1 pseudogene is annotated in these 441 nt (G+C 34.5%); it reads right to left on the bottom strand.

What is annotated here, in order from left to right:
• Positions 1-319 (bottom strand): annotated as a pseudogene (locus CN326_RS23100) (RNA-guided endonuclease InsQ/TnpB family protein); the annotation flags it as partial.
• Positions 320-441: the final 122 nt, after the last annotated feature.

Below are 441 nucleotides of genomic sequence, written 5' to 3'. Positions count from 1 at the left end.
AATTGCATTTGATTTCTTTCTGCTTTTCTTTCGGTTTCATCTTCTCTTTTGCTAATTTCTTTCGATAGGCAAGAAGCTGCGTATCATTCATCTTTTCGATATATTGATCTATCATATTCAACACTTCTTTTTGTAGGGGCTGTAACTCTTTTTCTTGTGTCAGTCCTGTATACACCTGACGTATATAAAAGTTGGTCGTATTGTACATATTCTTGGCATTCTGACAAGATTCTTGAAAGTAAGCATACATACGATGTCCTTTTTTAATCCAAATTTGAAATGTTTGATAGTTGGATTGTTGTTCCTGATTCTTTTTCATCTTTTCACCTCCTTCTTAAGAAGATTATACCAAGAAGGAACGTATGTTTCTGTTATTTTCTGAAAATAAGATACACTTTTTCGATTCACCTCGCCACCTTCACGTACGTTTAGAGGTGGGAG

Source organism: Bacillus sp. AFS018417, assembly GCF_002560985.1.
Taxonomy (GTDB): Bacteria; Bacillota; Bacilli; order Bacillales; family Bacillaceae_G; genus Bacillus_A; species Bacillus_A rhizoplanae.
Note: the sequence above shows the minus strand (reverse complement) of the source record. Positions and strands in the feature narration are given on the sequence as shown.